17 protein-coding genes are annotated in these 19,797 nt (G+C 60.0%); 4 read left to right on the top strand and 13 right to left on the bottom strand.

Going from position 1 to position 19,797, the window contains the following annotated elements; translation table 11 throughout:
• The first annotated feature begins 161 nt into the window (after window positions 1-161).
• Both fabA and fabB read left to right on the top strand, forming a co-directional pair.
• Entirely contained in the window at window positions 162-677 is a 516-nt protein-coding gene (gene fabA, locus AB4O22_RS04405; protein WP_003204400.1) for a 3-hydroxyacyl-[acyl-carrier-protein] dehydratase FabA, read from the top strand.
• Window positions 678-688: 11 nt separating this feature from the next.
• Window positions 689-1,909 carry a beta-ketoacyl-ACP synthase I gene (fabB, locus tag AB4O22_RS04400; protein ID WP_013694028.1) on the top strand — a complete coding sequence of 407 codons (1,221 nt, stop codon included), beginning with the start codon at window positions 689-691 and terminating at the stop codon, window positions 1,907-1,909.
• A gap of 116 nt (window positions 1,910-2,025) precedes the next feature.
• Here the strand turns inward: fabB and AB4O22_RS04395 are convergent, their stop codons facing one another.
• Both AB4O22_RS04395 and AB4O22_RS04390 read right to left on the bottom strand, forming a co-directional pair.
• Window positions 2,026-2,490, bottom strand: a complete 465-nt coding sequence (locus AB4O22_RS04395) for a DUF3859 domain-containing protein (RefSeq protein WP_027911516.1) — start codon at window positions 2,488-2,490, stop codon at window positions 2,026-2,028.
• 136 nt (window positions 2,491-2,626) lie between these two features.
• Window positions 2,627-3,643, bottom strand: a complete 1,017-nt coding sequence (locus AB4O22_RS04390) for an amidohydrolase family protein (RefSeq protein ID WP_027911517.1) — start codon at window positions 3,641-3,643, stop codon at window positions 2,627-2,629.
• Between the two features lie 126 nt (window positions 3,644-3,769).
• Here AB4O22_RS04390 and AB4O22_RS04385 point away from each other — a divergent pair, with 126 nt between their 5' ends.
• Complete coding sequence (locus AB4O22_RS04385; protein WP_223470666.1) at window positions 3,770-4,630, top strand: pirin family protein; 861 nt, start codon at window positions 3,770-3,772, stop codon at window positions 4,628-4,630.
• Window positions 4,631-4,771: 141 nt separating this feature from the next.
• Here the strand turns inward: AB4O22_RS04385 and AB4O22_RS04380 are convergent, their stop codons facing one another.
• The 4 genes from AB4O22_RS04380 to AB4O22_RS04365 form a co-directional block, all read right to left on the bottom strand.
• Window positions 4,772-5,500, bottom strand: coding sequence for a dienelactone hydrolase family protein (locus AB4O22_RS04380; protein WP_223470667.1), 729 nt, complete (start codon window positions 5,498-5,500; stop codon window positions 4,772-4,774).
• 69 nt (window positions 5,501-5,569) lie between these two features.
• Window positions 5,570-7,474: a molecular chaperone HtpG gene (htpG, locus tag AB4O22_RS04375; protein ID WP_003204412.1), complete on the bottom strand. Its 1,905-nt coding sequence runs from the start codon at window positions 7,472-7,474 to the stop codon at window positions 5,570-5,572.
• Window positions 7,475-7,561: 87 nt separating this feature from the next.
• Entirely contained in the window at window positions 7,562-8,023 is a 462-nt protein-coding gene (locus AB4O22_RS04370) for a PaaI family thioesterase (RefSeq protein ID WP_460095932.1), read from the bottom strand.
• Entirely contained in the window at window positions 8,020-8,496 is a 477-nt protein-coding gene (locus tag AB4O22_RS04365; protein WP_223470669.1) for a PaaI family thioesterase, read from the bottom strand. Before AB4O22_RS04365 ends, AB4O22_RS04370 begins: the two co-directional genes overlap by 4 nt.
• 157 nt (window positions 8,497-8,653) lie before the next feature.
• Between AB4O22_RS04365 and AB4O22_RS04360 the strand changes: the two genes are divergently transcribed.
• Window positions 8,654-8,902, top strand: a complete 249-nt coding sequence (locus AB4O22_RS04360) for a hypothetical protein (RefSeq protein ID WP_223470670.1) — start codon at window positions 8,654-8,656, stop codon at window positions 8,900-8,902.
• A 73-nt stretch (window positions 8,903-8,975) separates the two neighbouring features.
• Here the strand turns inward: AB4O22_RS04360 and AB4O22_RS04355 are convergent, their stop codons facing one another.
• From AB4O22_RS04355 to AB4O22_RS04325, 7 genes are all read right to left on the bottom strand, one after another.
• Window positions 8,976-9,713, bottom strand: coding sequence for a DUF599 domain-containing protein (locus AB4O22_RS04355; RefSeq protein WP_223470671.1), 738 nt, complete (start codon window positions 9,711-9,713; stop codon window positions 8,976-8,978).
• Between the two features lie 233 nt (window positions 9,714-9,946).
• Complete coding sequence (gene brnQ, locus AB4O22_RS04350; RefSeq protein WP_223470672.1) at window positions 9,947-11,260, bottom strand: branched-chain amino acid transport system II carrier protein; 1,314 nt, start codon at window positions 11,258-11,260, stop codon at window positions 9,947-9,949.
• A gap of 426 nt (window positions 11,261-11,686) precedes the next feature.
• The gene (gene sucD, locus AB4O22_RS04345) at window positions 11,687-12,571 is read right to left on the bottom strand and encodes a succinate--CoA ligase subunit alpha (protein ID WP_003179236.1); all 885 of its coding nucleotides are present in this window, start codon (window positions 12,569-12,571) and stop codon (window positions 11,687-11,689) included.
• Window positions 12,571-13,737 (bottom strand): ADP-forming succinate--CoA ligase subunit beta, encoded by a 1,167-nt coding sequence (gene sucC, locus AB4O22_RS04340; protein ID WP_003179235.1) that lies wholly within the window; start codon window positions 13,735-13,737, stop codon window positions 12,571-12,573. The genes sucD and sucC overlap by 1 nt, the downstream gene beginning before the upstream one ends.
• A gap of 196 nt (window positions 13,738-13,933) precedes the next feature.
• On the bottom strand, window positions 13,934-15,370 hold the full coding sequence (lpdA, locus tag AB4O22_RS04335; RefSeq protein WP_003204429.1) for a dihydrolipoyl dehydrogenase: 1,437 nt from the start codon (window positions 15,368-15,370) through the stop codon (window positions 13,934-13,936).
• 113 nt (window positions 15,371-15,483) lie between these two features.
• Complete coding sequence (odhB, locus tag AB4O22_RS04330; protein ID WP_014339583.1) at window positions 15,484-16,704, bottom strand: 2-oxoglutarate dehydrogenase complex dihydrolipoyllysine-residue succinyltransferase; 1,221 nt, start codon at window positions 16,702-16,704, stop codon at window positions 15,484-15,486.
• Window positions 16,705-16,748: 44 nt separating this feature from the next.
• Entirely contained in the window at window positions 16,749-19,580 is a 2,832-nt protein-coding gene (locus AB4O22_RS04325) for a 2-oxoglutarate dehydrogenase E1 component (RefSeq protein ID WP_053163104.1), read from the bottom strand.
• Window positions 19,581-19,797: the final 217 nt, after the last annotated feature.

The following is a 19,797-nucleotide window of genomic DNA, read 5'->3' as shown; positions in this document are numbered from 1 at the left end:
ATAAAAATTTCAGTGCACAGGTGTACATTCATTTCCCGTGTGCTGTGACTTTCACTACAACGCAATAGTCTATGAGTAGGCTGTCGACTCGAGGCATGAACGCTTCGATCGGCCGGGAAGATTTGCCCCACCCTGCCGCATGGGACTATTGAGGAGCTCGCATGACCAAACAAAACGCCTTTACCCGGGAAGATCTGCTGCGCTGCAGTCGCGGTGAGCTGTTCGGCCCAGGTAACGCGCAACTGCCCGCCCCGAACATGCTGATGGTGGATCGCATCACCCATATCAGCGAAGAGGGTGGCAAGTACGGCAAAGGTGAATTGGTCGCCGAGCTGGATATCACTCCGGACCTGTGGTTCTTCGCCTGCCATTTCGAAGGTGATCCGGTGATGCCGGGCTGCCTGGGCCTGGACGCCATGTGGCAACTGGTCGGTTTCTTCCTCGGCTGGCAAGGCCTGCCGGGTCGCGGTCGCGCCCTGGGTTCGGGCGAAGTGAAGTTCTTTGGTCAGGTCCTCCCGACCGCCAAGAAAATCACCTATAACATTCATATCAAACGCGTCCTCAAGGGCAAGCTGAACATGGCCATTGCCGATGGTTCGGTTGCCGTGGATGGTCGCGAGATCTACACCGCCGAAGGCCTTCGGGTCGGCGTTTTCACCTCCACTGACAACTTCTAAGGGTTATCCGCATGCGCCGCGTCGTTATCACTGGTCTGGGCATCGTTTCGTGCCTGGGCAATGACAAAGAGACCGTCTCCGCTAACCTGCGTGCAAGTCGCCCTGGCATCCGGTTCAACCCGGAATATGCCGAAATGGGTCTGCGTAGCCAGGTTTCCGGCTCCATTGACCTTCCCCTCGAAGAGCTGATCGATCGCAAGATCTACCGTTTCGTCGGCCACGCGGCGGCTTACGCCTACCTGGCCATGAAGGACGCCATCGCTGACTCCGGGCTGACCGAAGAGCAGGTTTCCAACCCGCGCACCGGCCTGATCGCCGGTTCCGGTGGCGCCTCCACCTTGAATCAGATGGAAGCGCTGGACATCCTGCGCGAGAAAGGCGTCAAGCGCGTTGGCCCATACCGCGTCACTCGGACCATGAGCAGCACGGTTTCCGCCTGCCTGGCCACGCCGTTCAAGATCAAGGGCCTGAACTACTCCATCGCCTCTGCCTGCGCCACCAGTGCCCACTGCATTGGCAACGCCATGGAACAGATCCAGATGGGCAAGCAGGACGTCGTGTTCGCTGGCGGCGGTGAAGAGGAACATTGGAGCCAATCGTTCCTGTTCGACGCCATGGGCGCCCTGTCCAGCAAGCGCAACGACACGCCGGAAAAAGCTTCCCGTGCCTACGATGCCGACCGTGACGGTTTCGTCATCGCCGGCGGCGGTGGCATGGTGGTGGTCGAGGAGCTGGAACACGCCCTGGCCCGTGGCGCCAAGATCTACGCGGAAATCGTCGGCTACGGCGCCACTTCCGACGGCTACGACATGGTCGCCCCAAGTGGCGAAGGCGCCATCCGTTGCATGCAGATGGCCATGTCCACCGTTGACGCACCGATCGACTACCTGAACACCCACGGCACCTCGACCCCGGTCGGCGACGTCGCGGAAATGAAAGGTGTGCGCGAAGTGTTCGGCGGCAATGCCCCGGCCATCAGCTCCACCAAGAGCCTGTCGGGTCACTCCCTGGGCGCCGCCGGCGTTCACGAAGCGATCTACTGCATGCTGATGATGGAAGGCAACTTCATGGCCGGTTCGGCCAACATCGACGAGCTGGACCCAGAAGTAGCCGATCTGCCAATCCTGACCAAGACTCGCGAAAACGCCACCATCAATACCGTGATGAGCAACAGCTTCGGCTTCGGCGGCACCAACGCCACCCTGGTACTGAAGCGCTGGCAGGGCAAGTAAGCCCCGCCGCTACGCCACACACAAAAACGCCCCGACTGGTTCGGGGCGTTTTTTTTGCCTGGCGAATATGCCTGAGTTCATTGTGGGAGCGAACTCGCTCCCACGTGTTCCCTCAATCAGCGCACGACAAACCGCTGCTGCGTCAGCAGCCGATCACCCTGGAACACCATGAACCGCCACTCCCCCGGCACCACTTCGTGGCTTTCGGTGAATTCATAGGCCATGACATCCTGGGGCGCGCCGGGCACCAGTTTCTGGATGACCTCGAACTTGTCGTGGCGCACGCCATCGGGGGTGCGGATGCCGGGGGTGAAGTACAACAGGGTCAACGGCTGGTCATCCGCGACCTTGCCGGCCAACTGGTAGCGCATGCCGAACTTGGTACCCAGCTTCGCCGGCACGCTCTCGGTCTGGCGGATCTGCTCGTTGCCGCGCCGCAGGACCCGCTCTCCCGATTGCAGCTCGGCTTGCGGCCCTTCGAAAACACCGTACTCCACCGGGCCTTCGACACGGACTTCGGCCTGTGCCAGGCCGCAGGTCAACAACAGCGCGACCAGTGCGCTTGAACGGGTGAGATGCATAGTGCGCTCCTTGATTGAGATGAGCGCGAGGGTATGACGCGGGAGTGACAGGCTGATGACAAAGCGATGTTGCTCTGTGGGAGCAAAGCTTGCTCGCGATGCAGGCACCTCGTTTCCCCGAGAACCGGCGTCGTCTTCATCGCGGGCAAGCCTTGCTCCCACACAACACCGCCAGAAAGTTATCCCGCGCCACCTTCCGCGCCACGTCTTCGGGCAAGGCATCGAGAAACGGACCGAAGCTGCGCAGCTCCTTGCCCAACTTGTTGAACCGCCCGACGACATCCGAGCCCACCATGAAGCGCTCGGGAAAGCGCTCCACCAGCGTTACCCACTCATCCCGGGGTTTGCCCGCCTCGTCCAGCAAGTACGGCGTGAGCACGCTCCAGGACAGGTCTATGTACAGATTGGGATAGGCCTCGAGCATGCGGATCAGGGTCGGCAACAGAAAATCCAAGCGGGTCTGGTGGCGATGGATTTCCATGCTGGTACCGGCATGGGCCCAGATGAAGCGCGTGTGCGGATGATTGCGCAACGGCTCCTCGATTTCTGCCAGGTACAGCGGATTTTTCTCACGCTTGGAAGTGATGTTGGAATGCAGCATCACCGGCAGGTCGTTCTCGGCCGCCAGGTGATAGATCCGCGTCATGGCTTCGTTGTTGGCCCGTGGGGTGTCGCCCGAGGTCAGCGCCGTCAGATCGTCATGGCGGGTGAAGACCTCGCCGATGCCTTGCCACAAACCCGGGTAGAGATCGAGCATGCGCTGGATATGGGCGGCGGAGTTCTTGTCGTTGGGATTGAAGCCCGACAGGAATGGATGAAAGTGCCGGCGCTGCTCATCGGTCAGCTTGCTCACCGCCGCGGCGACAATCACGTCGGTGGCGCTGTACCAGTAGGCATCCGCATCGTCACCGGCGTAATAGCGCGGACGCTTGGGCTCGTCCTCATGCCATTTCTTGGCCACCGGCACACCGGAAATCATCACATGCTCAATGCGATTGTCCGCCATCGCCTGGAGCAACTTGGGCATGCCGGCGGTTTCCTGGAAGAAATCGACGTAATGCAGGTGTGCATCGCTGTAGGCATACTCGCGAGCCACGGCGCCGTTGCTGGAAACGACCAGTAGCCAGGCGCAGATCAAACGGGTCAGGGGCACGGGCAGTCTCCAGAAGCCTTGAACAGCGTAGACCCCAACCGTCCCGCCGGGGTTCAAGGGGTATCTGCCGCGTCTGCCGGCGACGGGTTATGCTTCGTGCAACCGTTGTTCAACCTGGAAGACAACATGAGCACTCCCCTGACCGTTCGCCCCCGCGCCGAAGATGTCGAAGGCCAGCCGATTCTTCGCCCGCTGCCGTCCGCCAAATGCCGCAGCGTCGGGCCTTTCGTGTTCTTCGATCACATGCTGCAAACCACCTACCCGGCCGGGAGAGGCATGAATATCCGCCAGCATCCGCATATCGGCCTGTCCACCCTCACCTACCTGTTCGAAGGAAAACTCCAGCACAAGGACAGCCTGGGTTCCGACCAGGTGGTGGACGCCGGGGATGTCAGTTGGATGACCGCCGGCAGCGCCATCGCCCACGTCGAGCGCACCCCCGAGTCATTGCTGGGCAGCACGTTCGTCATGCACGGATTGCAAGTCTGGCTGGCCTCGCCCAAGGTCCATGAACAAGGCCCCGGGCACTACAGCCATCACCCGGCACAGAGCCTGCCGGTCAGCGAGAACCTGGGGGTCAGCATCCGGATGATCGCCGGGTCAGGCTTTTGCCTGGAATCGCCAGTGCCAGTGCTGTCGCCGACGCTGTATGCCGAATTGAACCTGCAGACCGCGACGACCTTGTTGATTCCCAACGAGCATGCAGAGCGAGCCCTGTATGTGCTGAGCGGCGAGGCCTTATTGGATGGCGAGCCGGTAGAAGCCCTTTCCCTGGTGATCTTGCCGACAGGGGAAGAAATGACGCTGTTTGCCGACAGTGACTGCCACGCCGTGCTATTCGGCGGTGCGCCCCTGGACGGGCCGCGACGGATCAACTGGAACTTCGTTTCCAGCGACCCGGCCCGGATCGATGAAGCCCGCCGGCGCTGGGCGGCTGGGGACTGGCCGACGGTGCCGGGGGAAAGTGAGCGGATCGAGTTGCCCTAGATTCAAGGTTGCCTGTCAGGCAGTCATCGCGAGCAAGCTCGCTCCCACACTGGATCGGTGTCGTTCGCAAGTGCTGCGACCCCCCCGGTCAAATGTGGGAGCGAGCTTGCTCGCGATGGTTTTGTATCAAACGCCCCAATCTCAGCCCCTGAACACTTCATCCAACAAGTTATGCATCGACCGGAACGCCCGCCCGGCGACCTTGGCGTCGTACATCATCTTGCCCGGCACATTGGCCTGCGGGTCGGTGAACGAATGCACTGCACCGCCGTAGCTCAGCAGTTGCCAATCCACCCCGGCGGCGTTCATTTCATCTTCGAAGGCCGGTAGCTGCTCTTTCGGCACCAGCGGGTCCGAGGCGCCATGCATGACCAACACCGCGCCCTTGATGTTCTGCGCATCGGCCGGGGTCGGTGTATCCAGGGTGCCGTGGAAGGAAATCGCCGCCTTCAGCGGTGCGCCGCTGCGGGCCAGTTCCAGGGCGCAGCAACCCCCGAAGCAAAAGCCGAACGTGGCCAGCCTGGAAGCGTCGACCTGCGCTTCGCCCTGGCTCTGCAGTTGCTCGAGCGCCGCCTGCATGCGCTTGCGCAACAACGCCCGGTCGTTCTTGAGGGGCATCATCGCCGCCCCCGCCTCATCAGCATTGCTCGGGCGGACCGTCTGCCCGTAGAGGTCGGCGATCAACACCACATAACCGTTGGCCGCCACCGATCTGGCGATGTCCTCGGCCCCCGCCCCTACGCCCATCCAATTCGGCGCCATCAGCAACCCCGGGCGCGAGCCCTGTTGGCTGACGTCGAAGGCCAGGCGGCCTTCATAGGTTTGACCTTCGATCTGATAGACCAGCGAACGAACCGTAACCTGACTCATGTCGGACTCCTTTTTGACTGAACACCAGAAATGAAAAAACCCGCCGAAGCGGGTTTTTCCTGCACTTGTTTAAGCTGACAGTTCAACCAGCAGCTTGTTCAGGCGACGCACATACGCCGCCGGGTCCTTCAGGCTGTCGCCAGCCGCCAGGGCCGCTTGGTCGAACAGGATGTGCGACAGATCGCCGAAACGCTCTTCGCTCTGCTCGTTGTCGAGTTTTTCCACCAGCGGGTGCGCCGGGTTGAATTCGAAGATCGGCTTGGAGTCCGGGACTTTCTGGCCGCTGGCTTCGAGGATCTGGCGCATTTGCAGGCCCAGGTCCTGCTCACCGATGGCCAGGATCGCCGGGGAATCGGTCAGGCGGTGCGAGACACGCACTTCGCTGACAGCATCGCCCAGGGCCGTCTTGATCCGCTCGACCAGGCCTTCCTTGCTCTTGGCGACTTCTTCGGCGGCTTTCTTGTCTTCTTCCGAATCCAGGTTGCCGAGGTCCAGGTCACCACGGGCCACGTCGACAAAGCTCTTGCCGTCGAACTCGTTGAGGTAGCTCATCAGCCACTCGTCGATGCGGTCGGTCAGCAGCAGCACTTCGATGCCTTTCTTGCGGAAGACTTCCAGGTGCGGGCTGTTCTTGACCTGTGCATAAGTTTCACCGGTCAGGTAGTAGATCTTGTCCTGACCTTCCTTGGCGCGAGCCAGGTAATCGGCCAGGCCAACGATCTGCTCGCCATCATCACCTTGGGTCGACGCAAAGCGCAGCAGGCCGGCGATCTTCTCTTTGTTGGCGAAGTCCTCGGCCGGACCTTCTTTCATCACCTGGCCGAAGTTTTTCCAGAAGCTCTTGTACTGCTCGGGCTCGTTCTTCGCCAGTTTTTCCAGCATGTCCAGCACGCGCTTGGTCAGTGCCGACTTCATGGAATCGATGATCGGATCTTTCTGCAGGATTTCCCGCGAAACGTTCAGCGACAAATCGTTGGAGTCCACCACACCCTTGATGAAGCGCAGGTACAGCGGCAGGAACGATTCGGCCTGGTCCATCACGAACACGCGCTGCACGTACAGCTTCAGGCCGCGTGGCGCTTCGCGCTGGTACAGGTCGAACGGTGCACGGGCCGGCACGTACAGCAGCGAGTTGTACTCCAGCTTGCCTTCGACCTTGTTATGGCTCCAGCTCAGCGGGTTCTCGAAGTCGTGGGCGATGTGCTTGTAGAACTCCTGGTATTCCTCGTCTTTCACCTCGGTGCGCGGACGGGTCCACAAGGCACTGGCGCGGTTGACGGTTTCCCATTCCACTTCAGGCTTTTCTTCGCCTTCGGCAGCGGTGACTTCCTTCGGCAGCTCGATCGGCAGCGCGATGTGGTCGGAGTACTTCTTGATGATGTTGCGCAAGCGCCAGCCATCGGCGAACTCGTCTTCACCGGACTTGAGGTGCAGCACGATGCGGGTACCGCGATCAGCCTTGTCGATGGTGGCGACTTCAAACTCGCCCTCGCCCTTGGACGACCAGTGCACGCCTTCGCTCGCAGCGAGGCCGGCACGGCGACTGAACACTTCGACCTGGTCGGCAACGATGAACGCGGAATAGAAACCGACGCCAAACTGGCCGATCAGGTGGGAATCTTTCTTCTGGTCGCCGGACAGGTTCTTCATGAAATCGGCAGTGCCAGACTTGGCGATAGTGCCCAGGTGCGTGATCACCTCTTCGCGGCTCATGCCGATGCCGTTGTCTTCGAGGGTGACGGTTTTCGCGTCCTTGTCGAAGCTCACACGGATTTTCAGCTCAGCGCCGCCTTCCAGCAATTCAGGCTTGGAAAGGGCTTCGAAACGTAATTTGTCGACAGCGTCAGAGGCGTTCGAAATCAACTCGCGAAGGAAAATTTCCTTATTGGAATACAGCGAGTGAATCATCAGGTGCAGCAGTTGCTTCACCTCGGTCTGGAAGCCCAGGGTTTCCTTTTGAGTTTCCACGCTCATGGTCATCAAACTCCAAGTGGATGGTGGTGTCCGCCTCGCTGAGATTGGCGGCGGGATGTCCTCAAGGTGGGGGCAACGCTGATGATTTCAAGGGCGATCCGGTTTTGACGGCTCCTGGATCTTGAAATGCGCCCGGGCAGTGGCGATGGGTTCGGCCTCGACGTCTTGCCAGGCGGTGATCGCGACGTTGGCGACCCGCCGGCCCTGGCGCCAGACCTGGCATTTGGCATAGGTGTCGCGAAACTGCCCGGTGCGCAGGTAATCCAGGGAAAAATCGATGATTTTCGGTATGCCTGGCGTGCCGGTGGCGATCAACAGATGCACGGCAGCGGCCAGTTCCATGAAACCGGCGATGACCCCACCATGGATGGCCGGCAGTAAAGGGTTACCAATGTTGTCTTTGTTGGCCGGCAGGCGAAACAACAAGTCGTCGCCCTGGCGCGTGCATTGGACGCCGATGAGTTGGGCATAGGGGATCGAAGCGAGCAGCAGCGCGTAGTCGCCCTGCTCGCAGGCGCGGCACAGTTGTTCCTGAGTGATATCGGTCATGGCTGGCCCACAGCGGTCATCGGGCCGCCCTTCCCTATTCCCCTGGCATGCTGGCCCAGGCGCATGAAGGTACCCACCACGTGGGCGATGGGTTGTTCGGGATCGTCCTGGTAGGCGAAACCCCGGGTGAAGATCACGTCCGGGGTGACTCGGTAGCATTGCGCGAAGCCGTAGACATCCTTATGGGGCTCGGCGGCGTGCATGTAGTCGATGCGCAGATCGAGGGTGGGACAGACTTCGAATTGCGGCAGCACACATAAGGTCGACATGCCGCACGCGGTGTCCATCAATGAGGTCAAGGCCCCGCCGTGGATGATGCCCGTCAGCGGATTGCCGACGATTTTCGGGCTGAACGGCAAGATGACCGTCAGCCCGTCACGACTGGCACTGTGCAACTTCAAGCCCAGCACCTGGCAATGCCTGAGTGCGGATAGAAAACGTGTCGCACGCTCAAAAACGGGGTCTTCGGCCATTCGATCAACGCTCCAGTGAGTGACGAGACCTGACAACAGGCGCAATCCACAAAGTTCCATCGCAGTGCAAAGTTATATATCTGTTACACAACAGGAACTTAATTCAAGGGGTGGCGTTCAAAAGGCCAGTAGTTATTTCCATAAGGAGAAACACCCCATGCGTAAGACTTTTGCTATTGCCTTGATGTTGGCCGCTTCCCTCGGCCTCGCTGCCTGCGATAAAAAATCCGAGGACAAAGCTCAAGATGCCAACCAACACGCTGAGCAAGCTCAGCAAGACATGAACAAAGCACAGGATAAAGTGAACGAGGCGGCGAAAGAAAACGCCGAAGCCGCCAAAGCTCAGTCTGAATCGAAAGACGCCGCCGCGCAGGAAGCACCTGCTACCGCGCCTAAAACCAACTGATACGGTTTTAGCAGCAAGAGAAAACCCGCCTGGTGCGGGTTTTCTTTTGCCTGCGATTTGGCGGCAACGCCTGTCAGGCCGCTTCCTTGCCCACCTCGGACACTGGCGCTTCGGTGGGGGTATAGACCATCACGTCCAGCACATCGGAGTGAAACTCGCGCTGATACAGCACGAACACCACACCAGCACTCATCAACATGAATAACCAGGGACTGACGAACCACGCCAACATGGTCATGCCGAAATAATAGGCACGCAGGCCGAAGTTGAACTGGTTGGCGGCCATGGAGATCACTCGCGCCGCCCTCAGCGCAAAGGCCTTGCGCTCCTGCTCCGACACATGGCGCTCGCCGATCATCGGCGCCGAGCCAATCAGCACTGCCGCAAAGTTGTATTGGCGCATGCACCAGCTGAACGTGAAGAACGCATATACGAACACCAGTGCCAGGCACAGCAACTTGACCTCCGCCATGCCCTGGGAAGCCTGCTGCACCATCGGTATGTCCGCAAGCAACGACACCGCCCGATCAGATGCCCCGAGTACCGTCAGGATACCGGCCAGGATGATCAGCGTGCTGGAGGCGAAGAAGGATGCATTGCGCTCCAGGTTGCCGATCACGCTGGCATCGGCGATACGGTTCTCACGCAGCAACATGCGGCGCATCCAGTCTTCGCGGTACAGGTGCATCACGCTGGCCAGGCACGCCGTGTCGCGCGCCCTCCAAGAGGCATAACGGGTGTAGCCCGCCCAGCAGATGATGAACCAGGCGGCGGCAAGCAGATGGATCAGGTTGGCTTGGATGAATGACATTCGATTTCCTGTGACGAAACAAAATCTGTGGCAATAGTATCAGCGAACCCTGTGGGAGCGAGCCTGCTCGCGATAGCGGTATAACTTTCACTTCGATGTCGGCAGTTCCAACGCTATCGCGAGCAGGCTCGCTCCCACAGTCCACGGAAAAAGACACTGCACTCAAAAAAAATGCCCCGTATCGATTGATACGGGGCATTTCAGTTCTTGCCGATGGATCTGCCTGTTGTCGCTTAAGCCAACGCTTCGCTGCGCTTGCCCAGCAGGCGATCGCACACCACCGCGACCACCAGGGTCATCACCGAAGGCACCAGCCAGGCCAGGCCTTGCTCGCTCAGCGGCAGGTGAGCCAGTTGCGCCGGCATCCAGTCCGCCAGGCCGGCGCCCTTGAGCGCATCGATCAGGCCAAACAGGAACGACACCAGCATCACCGGGCCAACGATACGCCCCTGCTCGTGCCAGAAGTCCTTGCAGAAGCTCAGGGCCACCAGGGCGATGCACGGCGGATAGATCGCGGTGAGGACCGGAATCGAGAACGCGATCAGCTTGGTCAGGCCCAGGTTGGACACCAGCAGCGAAAAAGCCGCCAGGATCACGACCAAGGTCTTGTAGGAAAGCGGCAGGACGCGGCTGAAGTACTCGGCGCAGGCGCAGGTCAGGCCGACCGCGGTCACCAGGCACGCCAGGGAGATCAACACTGCAAGGAAACCGCTGCCCAGGCTACCGAAGGTGTGTTGCACGTAGGCATGCAGCACAGCGGCGCCGTTGGTTGCGCCCACGGCCACTTCATGGCTGCCCGAACCCAGGCGGAACAGGCTGACGTAGACCAGCGCCAGGCCCACCCCGGCGATCAGCCCGGCGATGATCGCATAGCGGGTGATCAAGGCCGGTGACTCGACGCCCCGGGAACGGATCGCGTTGACGATGACAATGCCGAACACCAAGGCGCCCAGGGTATCCATGGTCAGGTAGCCATTGATGAACCCTTGGGAGAACGGTGCCGCGATGTACTCGGGGGTCGCCACGCCGATATCCCCCGCGGGCAAGGCAAACGCCGCGATGCCGAGCACGGCCAGGGCGATGATCTTCAGTGGCGCGAGGAAGCGCCCGACGGTGTCCAGCAGACGGCCCGGATAGAGCGAAATGAAAAACACCAGCAGGAAATACACTGCGCTATAGAGAAACAGCGCCAGCGGGCTTTCACCGGTCAACGGCGCCAGGCCGACTTCGAACGAAACGGTGGCGGTACGCGGCGTGGCGAACAATGGACCGACGGCCAGGTAGCACACTGCCGCCAGTACACCACCGGCGAGCTTGCCGATGGGGCTGCTCAAGGCATCCATCGCACCGCCCACCTTGGCCAGTGCAACGACCGTGATGACCGGCAGCCCGACCGCCGTGATCAAGAAGCCCAGCGCCGCCATCCAGACATGAGGTCCGGACTGCAAACCGACGATAGGCGGGAAGATGATGTTGCCGGCCCCGACGAACAGGGCAAATGTCATGAAACCAAGCGCCAGGATGTCCTGGCCTTTCAACACTTTCATTAAGGAAACCACACTACTGAATCGGAATTTAGAGAGGGATTTCCCTTATGGGTGAGGGAAATGCTGCCGATCCGTATGGGACCGACCCGTTTAGCGCGGCGCTTCCTTGTGGGCAGCGGTCGCAAAAATGGCTGCTAGCCTAACGAATTTAGCGAGAGAACGCACTGTTAAGGGGCGAACTATCCGATGCGCGACGTTCGCGTGTCGCGTTTTTGCATGTAAATGGTTGGCGACTGTCATTCCGTCATCGCGAGCAAGCTCGCTCCCACAGTTGTTTTGTGTTGACTGTAATATTCGAGACAGCCCCCTTCCCCTGTGGGAGCGAGCTTGCTCGCGATAAGGCCCTAACTGGCGCCATGAAGCCAGAAACGACAAAGGCCACCCGAAGGTGGCCTTTGTTGCTGGAACGAAAAGGTCAGCCGAAGCTTACTTCTTCATTTCCCAGCCAGTCAGCTCGGCCAGGGCCTTGCCGATGTCTGCCAGCGAACGCACGGTTTTCACGCCTGCGTCTTGCAGTGCAGCGAATTTCTCGTCTGCAGTGCCTTTGCCGCCAGAGATGATTGCGCCAGCATGGCCCATGCGCTTGCCCGGAGGAGCAGTCACACCAGCGATGTAGGAAACAACCGGCTTGGTCACGTTGGCCTTGATGTAGGCAGCCGCTTCTTCTTCAGCCGAACCGCCGATCTCACCGATCATGACGATAGCTTCGGTCTTCGGGTCTTCCTGGAACAGCTTCAGGATGTCGATGAAGTTCGAGCCTGGGATCGGGTCACCGCCGATGCCGACGCAAGTCGACTGACCGAAACCGGCGTCAGTGGTCTGCTTCACAGCTTCGTAGGTCAGGGTGCCGGAACGGGAAACGATACCGACCTTGCCTGGCAAGTGAATGTGACCTGGCATGATGCCGATCTTGCATTCGCCTGGAGTGATCACGCCTGGGCAGTTAGGGCCGATCAGGGTGATACCCAGCTCGTCGCACTTGACCTTGGCTTCCAGCATGTCGATGGTCGGGATGCCTTCGGTGATGCAGACGATCAGCTTGATGCCGCCGAACGCTGCTTCAAGGATGGAGTCCTTGCAGAAAGGAGCTGGAACGTAGATCACGCTGGCGGTGGCGCCAGTGGCAGCTACAGCGTCTTTCACGGTGTTGAACACTGGCAGGCCCAGGTGCTCGGTGCCGCCCTTGCCCGGTGTTACGCCGCCAACCATCTTGGTGCCGTATTCGATGGCTTGCTGGGTGTGGAAACTACCTTGCGAACCGGTAATACCCTGGCAGATAACCTTGGTGTCTTTATTGATCAGGACGCTCATTATTTGCCCTCCGCAGCTTTGACAACTTGTTGAGCAGCGTCGGTCAGGCTGGTAGCAGCGATGATGTTCAAACCGCTTTCTGCCAGTACTTTAGCGCCCAGCTCAGCGTTGTTGCCTTCAAGGCGAACAACAACCGGGATTTTCACGCCAACTTCTTTCACGGCGCCGATGATGCCTTCGGCAATCATGTCGCAGCGAACGATGCCGCCGAAGATGTTGACCAGTACTGCAGCGACGTTGGTGTCGGACAGGATGATCTTGAACGCTTCGGTTACGCGTTCCTTGGTAGCACCACCGCCCACGTCGAGGAAGTTGGCTGGCTTGCCGCCATGCAGGTTGACGATGTCCATGGTACCCATGGCCAGGCCAGCACCGTTGACCATGCAGCCGATGTTACCTTCCAGGGCCACGTAGTTCAGTTCGAACTTGGCAGCGTGCGCTTCGCGCGGATCGTCTTGCGACGGATCGTGGAAAGTCTTCAGCTTAGGCTGACGGTACATGGCGTTGGCGTCGATGTTGATCTTGGCATCGAGGCAGTGCAGATCTCCGTCGGCCTTGATCACCAGCGGGTTCACTTCCAGCAGTGCCAGGTCGTGGTCCTGGAACAGCTTGGCCAGACCTACGAAGATCTTGGCGAATTGAGTGACCTGCTTGCCTTCCAGGCCCAGCTGGAATGCCAGCTCGCGACCCTGGAATGGCTGTGCGCCAACCAGTGGATCGATGGTGGCCTTGAGGATTTTCTCAGGGGTATCGTGAGCGATTTTCTCGATGTCCACGCCACCTTCGGTGGAAGCCATGAACACGATGCGGCGGCTCGAACGGTCAACGACAGCGCCCAGGTACAGCTCTTTAGCGATATCAGTGCACGATTCAACCAGGATCTTGGTGACTGGCTGACCGTTGGCGTCAGTCTGGTAAGTCACCAGACGCTTGCCCAGCCACTGCTGTGCGAAGGCCTTGGCGTCTTCTTTGCTGCGAACCAGCTTGACGCCGCCCGCTTTACCGCGACCACCGGCGTGAACCTGGGCTTTGACAACCCATTCGCTGCCGCCGATTTTGTCGCAAGCTTCTGCTGCCGCTTCCGGGGTGTCTACCGCGTAACCGGTGGATACTGGCAGGCCGTACTCAGCGAACAGCTGCTTACCCTGATACTCGTGAAGATTCATGCTTATTACCGTCTTCGTTAGGTACTGCGCATTCGGTGCTGCACCGTTCTGGTGCCGCACCACCTGTGACTGCTGCTTGCGTAGCGTTCCGGTTAACCGGTTCGGCTACGCAAGGCTGCGTCCAGCGGATATTCCGCGGTGAGTCTTGCTCGCAAGGCTCACGACGGGCCAAACCGCCGTGGTTTCTTATTGTCTATTAACGCTTCTTGCGGTTGGCCACGTGGATGGCGCCGCCATTTACGGCCAGGGCCGCTTCGTGCAAGGCTTCGGACAGGGTCGGATGGGAGAAGACCATCATGCCCAGATCTTCAGCGCTGGTGCCGAATTCCATGCCGATCGCGCCTTGCTGTACCAGCTCGGCAGCGCTTGGGCCAATGACGTGAACGCCCAATACGCGATCCGTCTTGGCATCGGCGATGACTTTCACGAAACCACCGGTATCGTTGGCTGCCATGGCACGGCCACTGGCTGCGAACGGGAAGGTGCCGACGTTAACTTCAACGCCTTCGGCTTTCAAGGCCTGCTCGGTCTTGCCAACCCATGCGATTTCCGGGTGGGTGTAGATAACCGAAGGGATCAGGTCGTAGTTCATCTGGGCTTTGTGGCCCTTGATGCGCTCGACAACCATGATGCCTTCTTCGGATGCCTTGTGTGCCAGCATCATGCCGCGAACCACGTCACCGATGGCGAAGACGCCCGGTACCGCGGTTGCGCACTGGTCGTCAACGGCAATGAAGCCGCGCTCGTCGATTTCCACGCCGCTATCGGCAGCCAGCAGGTCAGTGGTCACAGGACGACGGCCGACCGCGACGATCAGCTTGTCGAAGGTGATGGTCTGTTCGCCGTTGGTGTCGGTGTAGGTCACCACGACTTCTTCGCCGTTGACCTTCGAACCGGTCACGCGAGCGCCCAGCTTGATGTCCAGGCCCTGTTTGGTCAGGGTTTTCAGCGCTTCCTTGGAAACCGCTGCGTCAGCGGCCATCAGGAAGGTATCGAGGGCTTCCAGTACGGTCACTTGCGCACCCAGGCGCGACCATACCGAACCCAGCTCGAGGCCGATCACGCCAGCGCCGATCACGCCCAGGCGTTTTGGCACGGTCTGGAATTCCAGGGCACCGGTGGAATCGACGATCACGTTCTGGTCGACCGGAGCCGGTGGAATGTCGATCGGACGCGAGCCTGGCGCCAGGATGACGTTCTCGGCTTCGATCACTTCAACCGAGCCGTCTGGCTTGGTCACTTCGACTTTCTTGCCCATCAGCAGCTTGCCGTGGCCCTGGATCGAAGTCACGCCGTTGGCCTTGAACAGGGTGGCAACACCGCTGGTCAGGTTCTTGACGATGTTGGCCTTGCGACCGACCATCGCCGGCACGTCCATCTTCACGTCGCCCGTGCTGATGCCGTGGATCGCGAAGCCGTCTTGGGCTTCGTGGAACTTCCAGGAGCTGTCCAGCAGCGCCTTGGAAGGAATGCAGCCGACGTTCAGGCAAGTACCGCCGAGGGCCAGCTTGCCCTCCTTGTCGGTGTATTTCTCGATGCAGGCAGTGGTAAGGCCCAGTTGCGCAGCCTTGATGGCCGCTACGTAGCCGCCAGGGCCCGCACCAATCACTACCACGTCGAATTTCTGAGTCATGAGTCATTCCTTTTCGAATCAAACCGGACGGTCACTTGTGATGACCGTCGAGGGACGAAACCGGTTGTTTCAGCAAGAGGCCGGTCAAAACAGACCGGCCCTCGCGGCGAAAATCAGATATCCAGCAGCAGACGAGCCGGATCTTCAAGCAGGTTCTTGATGGTTACCAGGAACGTCACGGCTTCTTTACCGTCGATCAGGCGGTGATCGTAGGACAGTGCCAGGTACATCATCGGACGAATCACGACTTGACCATTGATCGCCATAGGACGCTGCAGAATGTTGTGCATGCCCAGGATAGCCGCTTGCGGCGGGTTGACGATCGGGGTCGACATCATCGAACCGAATGTACCACCGTTGGTGATGGTGAACGTACCGCCGGTCATCTCTTCGATGGACAGTTTGCCGTCACGGGCCTTCTTGCCGAAGGTGGCGATGCCGCCTTCGATTTCGGCCAGGCTCATCAGTTCGGCGTTACGCAGTACCGGAACCACCAGGCCACGGTCGCTGGAAACAGCGACACCGATGTCGGCGTAGCCGTGGTAGACGATGTCGGAACCGTCGATCGACGCGTTGACGGCCGGGAAGCGTTTCAGCGCTTCGGTGGCAGCCTTGACGAAGAACGACATGAAGCCCAGGCGTACGCCATTGTGGGACTTCTCGAACAGATCCTTGTACTTCGAACGCAGGGCCATGACTTCGGTCATGTCGACTTCGTTGAAGGTGGTCAGCATCGCCATGTTCGACTGGGCTTCTACCAGACGCTTGGCCACGGTAGCGCGAACGCGGGTCATCGGAACGCGTTTTTCAACGCGGTCACCGGCAGCGAACACCGGAGCGGCAGCGGCAGGTGCGGCAGGCTTGGCTGGCGCGGCGGCTGGAGCGGCTTTCTTGGCGGCAACGGCTGCAACCACGTCTTCCTTGGTCACGCGACCACCCTTGCCGGTGCCGGCAACGGAAGCGATGTTGATGCCGTTCTCTTCAGCCAGCTTGCGCGCAGCAGGGGCAGCGACTGGATCGTCTTCGCCACCAGCGGCTGGCGCGGCGGCCTGGGCGGCAGCCGGTGCAGCAGCGGCTGGAGCGGCAGCAGCAGCGCCGCCCTCTTCGATCGAGCCCAGGACCTGGTTCGACAGAACGGTAGCGCCCTCCTCGGCAATGATTGCGCCCAGCACGCCGTCAGCTTCGGCCAATACCTCCAGCACGACCTTGTCGGTCTCGATGTCGACGATCAGGTCGTCACGCTTGACGGCCTCGCCTGGTTTCTTGTGCCAGGTGGCAACGGTGCCATCGGCAACCGATTCCGGGAATGACGGGGCTTTGATTTCGATAGCCATTATCTGTGGGTCCTTAAAATTCGGTTTCAGTCAGCGCGAAGGCGTTAAACAGTGAAGGCATCTTGCAGCAGTTTTTCCTGCTGCTCGGCGTGCATCGACGCATAACCACACGCAGGTGCAGCGGAAGCATCACGGCCGGCATACTCCAAGACCAGGGCCTTGTTATGGTTGCCGATGCTGCGACGCAGGTGATGCTGGCTGCTGTACCAAGCGCCTTGGTTCATCGGTTCTTCCTGACACCACACCACATGGGTGAGGTTGGTGTAAGGCGCGATGGCCTCCATCAGGTCTTCTTCCGGGAACGGGTAAAGCTGCTCGATACGCACGATGGCGATGTCTTCGCGGCCTTCGGCACGACGTTTTTCCAGCAGGTCGTAGTAGACCTTGCCGCTGCACAGGACCAGGCGAGTGACCTTCGCCGCGTCCAGGGTGTCGATTTCCGAAATAACGGTCTGGAACGAGCCTTCGGCCAGATCCTCGAGCGTGGAGATCGCCAGTTTGTGACGCAGCAGCGACTTGGGTGTCAGCACGATCAGCGGCTTGCGCAGCGGACGGATGACCTGACGACGCAGCAGGTGGTAGATCTGTGCCGGCGTGGTCGGTACGCAGACCTGGACGTTGTGCTCGGCACACAGTTGCAGGTAACGCTCCAGACGTGCCGAAGAGTGCTCCGGCCCCTGCCCTTCATAACCGTGCGGCAACAGCATGGTCAGACCGCAGAGACGGCCCCACTTGTGTTCGCCACTGGTGATGAACTGGTCGACAACCACCTGGGCACCGTTGGCGAAGTCGCCGAACTGGGCTTCCCAGATCACCAGCGCATTCGGCTCGGTGGTGGAGTAGCCATATTCGAACGCCAGGACGGCTTCTTCGGACAGCAGCGAATCGTACAGGTCGAAACGTGGCTGGCCTTTGTACAGGTGTTGCAGCGGGATGTAGGTGCTGGCGTCTTTCTGGTTGTGCAGCGCCGCGTGGCGGTGCGAGAAAGTGCCGCGGCCTACGTCCTGGCCGGTGATGCGCACCGGGTGACCTTCGAACGCCAGGGTCGCGTACGCCATGGTTTCGGCATAACCCCAGTTGATCGGCAGGCCGCCGGCTTGCATCTTCTGCCGGTCTTCGTAGATTTTCGCGACCTGGCGCTGAACCACGAAGCCGTCCGGGATTTCCAGCAGCTTGGCGGACAGTTCCTGCAGGGTCTTGAGGTCGAAACGGGTGTCGTGACGCGCGGTCCAGGCGTGGCCCAGGTAAGGACGCCAGTCCACGAACAGCTCTTTGTTCGGCTCTTTGACCAGGCTTTTTACAACGTGCAGGCCGTTATCCAGGGCATTGCGATATTCATCGACTTTTTCCTGGACGCGCGCTGCATCCAGCACACCGCTCTGGGTCAGGCGCTCGGCATACAGCTCACGGGTGGTGCGCTGTTTGGCGATCTGCTGGTACATCAGGGGCTGGGTGCCGCTTGGCTCGTCGGCCTCGTTGTGGCCGCGACGACGGTAGCAGACCAGGTCGATCACCACGTCGCGCTTGTACTGCATGCGGTAGTCGATGGCCAACTGGGTCACGAACAGCACGGCTTCCGGGTCATCGCCATTCACATGGAGAATCGGCGCCTGGATCATTTTCGCAACGTCGGTTGCGTACTCGGTAGAGCGCGAGTCTTCCGGGTTGCTGATGGTGAAACCGACCTGGTTGTTGATTACGATGTGCACGGTACCGCCGGTCTTGAAACCGCGGGTCTGCGACATCTGGAAGGTTTCCATGACCACGCCTTGACCGGCGAATGCCGCGTCACCGTGGATGGAGATCGGCAGTACCTTCTCGCCGGTCGGATCGTTGCGACGATCCTGGCGCGCACGGACCGAACCCTCGACCACCGGGGAAACGATTTCCAGGTGGGACGGGTTGAAGGCCATGGCCAGGTGGACTTCGCCACCTGTGGTCATTACGTTGGACGAGAAGCCCTGGTGGTACTTCACGTCACCGGAACCCAGTTCGACCTTCTTCTTGCCTTCGAACTCGTCGAACAGCTCGCGCGGGTTCTTGCCGAAGGTGTTGACCAGTACGTTCAGGCGGCCACGGTGGGCCATGCCGATGACAACTTCCTTGGTGCCGTAGGAACCGGAACGCTGGATCAGCTCATCGAGCATTGGAATCAGGCTCTCGCCGCCTTCCAGGCCGAAACGCTTGGTGCCCGGGTATTTGGTACCCAGGTATTTCTCCAGGCCTTCACCGGCGGTGACGCGCTCGAGCAAGTGGCTCTTGATGTCGGCGGAGTACGTCGGACGGCCACGAACGCTTTCCAGACGCTGCTGGAACCACTGGCGCTGCTCGGAATCGGTGATATGCGTAAATTCAGCGCCGATGGTGCGGCAATATGTCTGCTGCAACGCTTCGTGAATTTCGCGTAGGCTCGCTTCCTCTTTGCCGATGAACAGGTCGCCGGCACGGAAGGTCGTATCAAGGTCGGCATTGGTCAAGCCGTAGTGAGTGATCGACAGGTCTGCAGGTGCAGGACGCTGCCACAGTCCCAGCGGGTCAAGCTGGGCTGCCTGGTGGCCACGCATCCGGTAGGCCTGGATCAGTCGCAATACTTCAACTTGCTTCTTCTCGTGCTCGGAGCTCACGCTGCCGGCAGACACCGGTTGAGCGCGGCGCTGGTTCTTTGCCAGCAGCACGAAATGATCGCGAATCGTCGAGTGCGAAACATCAGTGGCAGAGTTACCGTCAGCCGGCAACTTCTGAAAGTAGGTGCGCCATTCTTCTGGCACAGCGTTAGGGTCGTGCAGGTAGAGCTCGTAGAGCTCTTCCACATAGGCAGCGTTACCACCGGAAAGGTGGGCACTGTTCCACATGCGCTGCATCACGCTTTCTTGCATGCTTGGTCACCCTCGATTAGGGGAACACCACCGGCGAAAACACCGAGCAAACTTGCAGAAGTCCGAGTGCAGCGACTAAAACAAGCCACTTAGGATCACGCTGATAGTCCGGGTACCAGCCCGGATGCCCCTGCTTGTCTCATTTCTTCAAAATAAGAACTGCCGCTTTGTGAGCGGCTGTTCTGGTTATAGCCATGACGCGGGTTGAAGCCCGCGC

It is taken from the genome of Pseudomonas sp. S3_B11, from assembly GCF_054667715.1.
This window is presented reverse-complemented; position numbering and strand designations above follow the sequence as displayed.

Excerpts from the sequence above, each read along its gene's own strand:
- AB4O22_RS04325 (WP_053163104.1), bottom strand. The coding sequence starts at position 19,580 with ATGCAAGAAAGCGTGATGCAGCGCATGTGGAACAGTGCCCACCTTTCC.
- AB4O22_RS04385 (WP_223470666.1), top strand. The coding sequence starts at position 3,770 with ATGAGCACTCCCCTGACCGTTCGCCCCCGCGCCGAAGATGTCGAAGGC.
- AB4O22_RS04370 (WP_460095932.1), bottom strand. The coding sequence starts at position 8,023 with ATGACCGATATCACTCAGGAACAACTGTGCCGCGCCTGCGAGCAGGGC.
- fabA (WP_003204400.1), top strand. The coding sequence starts at position 162 with ATGACCAAACAAAACGCCTTTACCCGGGAAGATCTGCTGCGCTGCAGT.
- sucD (WP_003179236.1), bottom strand. The coding sequence starts at position 12,571 with ATGAGCGTCCTGATCAATAAAGACACCAAGGTTATCTGCCAGGGTATT.
- AB4O22_RS04395 (WP_027911516.1), bottom strand. The coding sequence starts at position 2,490 with ATGCATCTCACCCGTTCAAGCGCACTGGTCGCGCTGTTGTTGACCTGC.
- brnQ (WP_223470672.1), bottom strand. The coding sequence starts at position 11,260 with ATGAAAGTGTTGAAAGGCCAGGACATCCTGGCGCTTGGTTTCATGACA.
- fabB (WP_013694028.1), top strand. The coding sequence starts at position 689 with ATGCGCCGCGTCGTTATCACTGGTCTGGGCATCGTTTCGTGCCTGGGC.
- lpdA (WP_003204429.1), bottom strand. The coding sequence starts at position 15,370 with ATGACTCAGAAATTCGACGTGGTAGTGATTGGTGCGGGCCCTGGCGGC.
- AB4O22_RS04355 (WP_223470671.1), bottom strand. The coding sequence starts at position 9,713 with ATGTCATTCATCCAAGCCAACCTGATCCATCTGCTTGCCGCCGCCTGG.
- AB4O22_RS04380 (WP_223470667.1), bottom strand. The coding sequence starts at position 5,500 with ATGAGTCAGGTTACGGTTCGTTCGCTGGTCTATCAGATCGAAGGTCAA.
- sucC (WP_003179235.1), bottom strand. The coding sequence starts at position 13,737 with ATGAATCTTCACGAGTATCAGGGTAAGCAGCTGTTCGCTGAGTACGGC.
- htpG (WP_003204412.1), bottom strand. The coding sequence starts at position 7,474 with ATGAGCGTGGAAACTCAAAAGGAAACCCTGGGCTTCCAGACCGAGGTG.
- AB4O22_RS04360 (WP_223470670.1), top strand. The coding sequence starts at position 8,654 with ATGCGTAAGACTTTTGCTATTGCCTTGATGTTGGCCGCTTCCCTCGGC.
- AB4O22_RS04365 (WP_223470669.1), bottom strand. The coding sequence starts at position 8,496 with ATGGCCGAAGACCCCGTTTTTGAGCGTGCGACACGTTTTCTATCCGCA.
- odhB (WP_014339583.1), bottom strand. The coding sequence starts at position 16,704 with ATGGCTATCGAAATCAAAGCCCCGTCATTCCCGGAATCGGTTGCCGAT.